This window comes from Opitutales bacterium, assembly GCA_013215165.1.
Classification (GTDB): Bacteria; Verrucomicrobiota; Verrucomicrobiia; order Opitutales; family JABSRG01; genus JABSRG01.
This window is the reverse complement of the sequence record JABSRG010000113.1, coordinates 1-4,566: the sequence shown is the minus strand read 5'-3', so window position 1 is coordinate 4,566 and position 4,566 is coordinate 1. Positions and strand designations below refer to the sequence as shown.

6 protein-coding genes are annotated in these 4,566 nt (G+C 46.5%); 2 read left to right on the top strand and 4 right to left on the bottom strand.

Annotated elements, in window-relative coordinates; all coding sequences use genetic code 11:
* Nucleotides 1–372: 372 nt before the first annotated feature.
* Nucleotides 373–654 (top strand): helix-turn-helix transcriptional regulator, encoded by a 282-nt coding sequence (locus tag HRU10_14970; GenBank protein NRA28534.1) that lies wholly within the window; start codon nt 373–375, stop codon nt 652–654.
* A gap of 11 nt (nt 655–665) precedes the next feature.
* Entirely contained in the window at nt 666–1,901 is a 1,236-nt protein-coding gene (locus tag HRU10_14965; protein ID NRA28533.1) for a type II toxin-antitoxin system HipA family toxin, read from the top strand.
* A 419-nt stretch (nt 1,902–2,320) separates the two neighbouring features.
* Here HRU10_14965 and HRU10_14960 read toward each other — a convergent pair whose 3' ends face one another.
* The 4 genes from HRU10_14960 to HRU10_14945 all read right to left on the bottom strand — a co-directional run.
* Nucleotides 2,321–2,518, bottom strand: coding sequence for a hypothetical protein (locus HRU10_14960; protein NRA28532.1), 198 nt, complete (start codon nt 2,516–2,518; stop codon nt 2,321–2,323).
* Between the two features lie 273 nt (nt 2,519–2,791).
* Nucleotides 2,792–3,058 carry a type II toxin-antitoxin system RelE/ParE family toxin gene (locus HRU10_14955; GenBank protein ID NRA28531.1) on the bottom strand — a complete coding sequence of 89 codons (267 nt, stop codon included), beginning with the start codon at nt 3,056–3,058 and terminating at the stop codon, nt 2,792–2,794.
* Nucleotides 3,058–3,243 (bottom strand): antitoxin, encoded by a 186-nt coding sequence (locus HRU10_14950; protein ID NRA28530.1) that lies wholly within the window; start codon nt 3,241–3,243, stop codon nt 3,058–3,060. Before HRU10_14950 ends, HRU10_14955 begins: the two co-directional genes overlap by 1 nt.
* Nucleotides 3,244–3,832: 589 nt before the next feature.
* The coding region (locus HRU10_14945; GenBank protein ID NRA28529.1) for a hypothetical protein at nt 3,833–4,566 on the bottom strand (734 nt) is incomplete at its 5' end.

Sequence of the window (4,566 nt, the reverse complement as noted above, 5' to 3'; positions counted from 1 at the left end):
ATAGACACGATCAACCGCTACAGCCCATCAATACTCAGGTTTGATCTCCGCCATCAGGTCTTATGGGATGGCTGTGGTATTTTTTTATTAGGTGTTTATGATTATCCTCTAGAAGGATGATAGTTGCATGAATACCCTTCAATTTGGCGAAGTATCCATACGCTTTATCCCACAGAATTTTGTGGACGATTCTCTTTTTCGTAAATCTCTCTTATTCAAAAAGATCTGTGAATATCTGCGTAATCTGTGGTCAAAATTGTGGGGAAGTTGTGTTTTATGAATTAAAATCCATAGTCTTTTCTAGATGCTTTTTATACCCCAAAAATGGTTTAAAATCTTGCAATAACTAAATTAATACCCCAAAAATGGGATATGAAAAGGCTTACTCCGTTTAAGGCAAAGCAAGATTTGGTCGATGGTTTGGTCAGAACCAGAAAAGCGGCCGGATATACCCAGGAGGAGCTCGCGAAACGAGCAGGAGTATCATTAAACACCTATCAGCGTCTTGAGGCCAATGGTAGTTGGAAAGTAGATACCTTTCTGAAGGTTGCGGGAATCCTGGGTGATTTAAGCGCCCTCCAGGGCGTTTTCGCGACTGATGAAGCGGAAACCATCGAAGATATCAAGAAACGTGTGAAAGGTCTCAGTGAGTGAATGTTAACGTGATGCTTGGAGAAGAACGGGTGGGGCAACTTGTTTCTGCCCCTGAAGGTGTGTATTTTGGATACGATATTCTGTTTGCTCGTAAAGGCATAGAGTTGTCTCCCTACAAGCTCCCGCTCCAAAAAGCACCGTTTAAACCCTTTCGATGGGCGGGGAATAACTTGCCTGGTTTATTCGTCGATTCATTGCCTGATAAGTACGGGCGCGAGGTCATTGCGAAACACTTGTCCAAAGAAGGAAAGCGCATGTTCTCGGACATCCAATTGCTGGCCTACCTTGGCAAACGTACTATGGGGGCATTGACCTATGAACCGGCGACTGGATACGTGGATAATGGAGAGCCATTTGATTTGGTGAAAGCAGCCCGAGAATCGCGTAGAATATCAAATGTCAAAGGCCGCGTGGATAAAGCTTTACTCCTTTCCGGTAGTACTGCTGGCGGGGCCGCGCCTAAAGCTCTTGTTGCGATCGACAGAGATCCAGGTGAAATAATCAGGACCGGCAGCGGAAAGATTCCTGATGGCTCTGAGCCATGGTTATTGAAATTTACGGATCCAAAGCATCCTGACATCGGCCTAATTGAATACACGTACTCACTGATGGCTAAAGAGGCAGGTATTCAAATGCCGGAGACGCGCCTGGTCTTAGATACGGAAGGAATCAAGCATTACGCGGTGAGGCGTTTCGATCGAGGCCTTGAAGATCCCAATGAGCGTTACCACGTTCATTCTTATGCAGGTCTCGGCCATTTAGATTTTTCCGATAATGATCTCGATTACATGGATCTATTGGAAACGACTTACGACCTCACTAAAAATCAAGAACATGTCGTGGAACAATTCCGGCGGATGGTCTTCAATGTGATGGCTCATTGCCGCGACGATCACGCTAAGAATTTTTCATTTATGTTGAAGGGTGGAGACTGGCAAATCACACCAGCTTACGACGTGATTTTTTCAAACAACATTTATGCTCGGAATTACATGCTGGTAGACCAAAAGGCATCTGATGAGTTAAATCGTGCCGACTTGGAGCGGGTGGGTGAGAAGCTGTCGATTTCTAGGCACGATGTATCAAGTATTATTGAGCGCATCGAAGCTGCTATAGCTCGATGGTCGAGGCTTGCAAAAGATGTCGGAGTGGGGTGCGATTGGACTGAAGAAATTTCGCTTCGGACCCGTGCTATTGCCAAAAGCCTGGAGCCCGAGGAGAAAGCACAGCGTCGAAGGAAGCGATAGTTGTGCCTGCTTATTTCGCGAGTGTGTTGGCGCTCTCACGGATAAATCTGCTGAGAGTTGTGACTACTCTCATTCCTAAGCGTTTGATATAGGAACGACATCTATGCTCATGTGAGCAAACGTCGGGGTTGTGCGGCGACGAGTGAGTCGGCCAGAGAGTTTGTATGTCATGAATGGATCGCGTTGAATATCACGCCCGCTGCGCTCAAGACCCGAAGATCCAAAGTCAATGATCACTCGAGAAGGACAGGAGCGGTGCGAATCGGGAATAGAAGGGAATGGAATCGGAAAGGCCGTCGTGGATGCGGCGTGAGGCCGCAGCGAACAGTTCAGCTCATTTATTTCTGCTGATAGCGTCTACTCTCCCCGTTCGATTTGGTCCTCTATCGCGTTTTGCTGCCTGGCCACGTCGTGCAATGTTACAATCCCGATAAGGCGCTCGGGGTCTGACTGACTACTGGCACCCGCATCTTATCCTGGACCACAAGGGTGTTCGCCACATCTCGGATCGATTGGTCTGGATGCACATACACCAATTCCTGATCAGCAATGAAATCCACCACGGTGACCTGAGACTGCTTCTGCCAGGCGTCACGTAACTCATGATACGTAATCATCCCTACCAAACGATTCAGCCCAGCAAACTCCAGCCGAAGCCTATCGCTTGATGAACCAGCGAACGAGCGCAGCAGCTTAGACGGCGAAAATATCGCAAGTTTGTTGCTGATCAAGCGAACTATTCCAAGCTGGACTATCTTTTTGACGCTCGAGCTGTGAAGCGGAATACCGCCAGATTCACTGCTTATTTTATACGGACACTACAACGTAGAGGATAGCTGCGGCTAAGCGAAGCTTAGTCGTTGGCTACTCCGACTGGTTCGACTTCGATTTCATGGGAATCTTTTGTATATTTCTTTGCGGTGAAGTGCTCGGTAGAAAATCACTTTTCCTTCCGAGATCCCAAATCCGACTCGGTAGTCACCAAATCTTTTCCGATAGAATTCAATGTGTCCTGAGAGGGCTACTATTGGAGAGAGGTCTTCCGTCGATTCTGCCTGCGGCACTGTCTCGAAGACAAATTCTTCTATTTTTTCTCTTTTCTGATGGGGAATCTTACGCAAATCCCGTGCAAAAGCCCTCTTGAATGAGGTCTCCATTATTCACTGAGGATTCTCTTCATTTCCTCAGCAGAGATTTCTGGATCTTCTTTCACTTCTTCCATCGCCTTGGCAAGTCCGTGATCTAGAAGGGCTTCTTCGATTCTCGTGAATACATCGAGGTCAATGACGACGCTTTTTACGGAGCCTTCTTCGTCTGTGATGTATGACTTGGCAATTTCCATGATGATTAGAAGTAGGTCAGTTCTGGCCTTGGGGCAAGTCGTGTTTTCTTTCCGTCGAATGATGAGGTGACCTGATGGCGGCGCTAGCCGACATTGGGGCCACCGGCTGGATATGGGTGGCCGCTGGCGTGGGATTGGGTGAAGGAGTGGTGCGTCATGCCGCTTTCTATTCGAACGTCAGCAGGTTCAGGTCTCGATTGGTATCCGGCGGGGAAATACTGGCAAAACTTTTCTCCGTGCCTTGGCGCCTCCGTGAGAGATTTCAGGCGACGGATCGGTCGGAGCGATAGATGATCGAGCCGCGGAAGGCGCAGAAAGGACGCGGAAACAGTTTCTTTGCGTCTTGAGCAAGCGCAACGAGCGGGCGTAAGGAAGGTACTCTTTTGCCACGGATAGGTGCAGATGAAAACTCGGATTTGGGTGAGAAATACTTACTTTCGTGGGCTGATTATCGGGGCAATATTTCGTCGGATGCGAAAAAAAACGGGGAAGAAATTCTCTGCGTTAAGACGAACTGATTCTTATGTAAAGAGGCTATTCTCTTTTACCCCATATCGTCAGAGGTCAGACATGGAGTGAGGCACCAACCTCACGGAATTGTCTGCACCGATTTGTTATGTGTTCGTACGAATTTCGACTTCTTCCACACGCCTAACATAACGTCCCGTGCCCCATCACTATTATAGGTCATATTTGCACCAAAATCATAACCGTTTATCAGACTAGAATACATAGTCTGAGTAACCACGACTTTCCCATTAGGTGCTTTGAGCACAATATTATAGACTTCAAACTTCACACCATCAATTTCTTCTATTTCTATTTCAGATGATTCGACCTGGATCCCCTGGCTCCTATCCGTCTCCAACAATACGTCTTTCAAGGCACGATTGTTCTCGCTCCACTCCCCTTTATATTCTTCCAAAAACGGCTCAGATGTTGACTGAAATACGTTGAATTGATCTTTCTGAAAATGTAGTAGATTCTTCAATCCGTCAAAATCGAAATCTTCACTAAAAGCATCTAATAACATTTCTTTTCCTTTATTTTCATAACCGTCAACCTGTTCTCGAGTCAAAAGCTTCCAGCCATTGGGAATTTCCATCGTCCAACCAATTTCCTCACTACGATATACATTTTCAACGATTTCTCCCTCGTCAATTTGATCGTTCGGATCCAATTGTCCACACGCAGTAACTAGAAGAATCACCGCAAACAATGATAGTATTTTTGCCATTTCCCACATAACAGTTAATATTATATCAACGAATCGTCCTGATAATTCTGGGGATTTATGTTTGTTGTGATGGCGAGATGGAAGTG

Bases quoted from the DNA above. Each gene is read 5' to 3' on its own strand.
- HRU10_14970 (NRA28534.1), top strand. From the start codon at position 373: ATGAAAAGGCTTACTCCGTTTAAGGCAAAGCAAGATTTGGTCGATGGT.
- HRU10_14965 (NRA28533.1), top strand. From the start codon at position 666: ATGCTTGGAGAAGAACGGGTGGGGCAACTTGTTTCTGCCCCTGAAGGT.
- HRU10_14960 (NRA28532.1), bottom strand. From the start codon at position 2,518: ATGATTACGTATCATGAGTTACGTGACGCCTGGCAGAAGCAGTCTCAG.
- HRU10_14955 (NRA28531.1), bottom strand. From the start codon at position 3,058: ATGGAGACCTCATTCAAGAGGGCTTTTGCACGGGATTTGCGTAAGATT.
- HRU10_14950 (NRA28530.1), bottom strand. From the start codon at position 3,243: ATGGAAATTGCCAAGTCATACATCACAGACGAAGAAGGCTCCGTAAAA.